Origin of the sequence: Desulfocucumis palustris, from assembly GCF_002933875.1 — a bacterium.
In the GTDB taxonomy this organism is placed as follows: Bacteria; Bacillota; Desulfotomaculia; order Desulfotomaculales; family Desulfocucumaceae; genus Desulfocucumis; species Desulfocucumis palustris.
The window spans coordinates 1-1,254 of the sequence record NZ_BFAV01000044.1 but is presented as its reverse complement, the minus strand read 5'-3'; the positions used below and the strand labels follow the sequence as shown (position 1 = coordinate 1,254).

The following is a 1,254-nucleotide window of genomic DNA, read 5'->3' as shown; positions in this document are numbered from 1 at the left end:
CAATTCGATGTCAATGAATAGCTCTCCGCCGTGGTTTTTGACTGTTTGGGTTACTCCGCTAATCTCCTTGCCGGTGGCGTCACAGGCGTAAACCGGATTTATATAGAACAGGTGCTTTCCGGTTTCGCTGGAGATAAAGGCTATCAGGCTTTTTTGCCCTCCAGCCAGTTAAGCCTGTCCGTGCTTACTTTAAAGGAAAAGCTGGTGGGTGCGCTGCTGTTGTTTATTACTATGGTTTCCTTTACGCCGTTGTCAAGAACCTGGTATTTCAGGTCGGTGGCGTTCATTATGTTGCTATATGTAATGGTGTCCCCGTCAACCCTGCCGTCTACGGATGATTTATTGCTATTATTGTCAAAACTGTCATCAGTTGACGGATTGTTTTCTTCGTCTTCAACATCCGCTGACGGCGAATGGTTTTCTTCGTTTTCAACCCCGTCTTCAGGTGAAGGATTGACTTCTTCATCGCTGGCACTGCCGGACACGGAAGTTCCGCCTTCCTCGCCTTCGGCGCCATCTACCGGCGGAGTATTGCCTTCTCCAGCCCCATCATCACCCATGGTTGAATCGTTGTTTTCCTCACCGCCAACACCATCTACCGCGGAAAAATTGTTTTCTTTACGCTCAACGCTGCCCGATGTTGGAGGGCTTACTTCTTGATTGTCGGCACCATCAACTGTCGAAAGGCTGCTATCCTCACCGCCGGCATTATCCGTGGCTAAAGAATTGCTTTTCCCGGAGTCTACACCGTCAGACGTTGAGAGACTGTTTTCCTCACCATCAACCTTGTCTGTAGCTGATGAATTGTTTTCTTCGTCAACACTGTCCGTGGTTGACCGGCTACCTTCGCCGGTTACAATGCTGTCTTCCGTTGAAGTATCGCTTTCTTCTCCGTCAATGGTATCATCCGTTGCGGAAATATCTTCTTTATCGTTTACATATGGGGTGTTTAAAAGCTCAAAGGTCAGTCCGGTGTCCATATAGTTAAATCTTAAGGTTTCCCCGGAAAGCTTCTTTGGAAAGCTTGCTTCGAAGCCGTTTGAACTGTTTTTATAGTAACCGCTGGAAGCATTTTCCGAAACAATATTATTATCCGTATCATTTCCAGGCTGTTTACTCAAATCGATCTCGGCTGTTATCGTGCCGTCTTCATTTTTATAAAACTTGCAATCCTCATTACTCAGGGAGGTAATTTCTTCTCTTTTGACCTGTGGTAAATTAATGTTTTCATTTTTGCCATAGGACGCATACGAG

1 protein-coding gene is annotated in these 1,254 nt (G+C 46.2%); it reads right to left on the bottom strand.

Annotation, left to right across the window (positions count from 1 at the left end; genetic code table 11):
• Positions 1-143: 143 nt before the first annotated feature.
• The coding region (locus DCCM_RS18405) for an ICP22 family protein (protein ID WP_373855392.1) at positions 144-1,254 on the bottom strand (1,111 nt) is incomplete at its 5' end.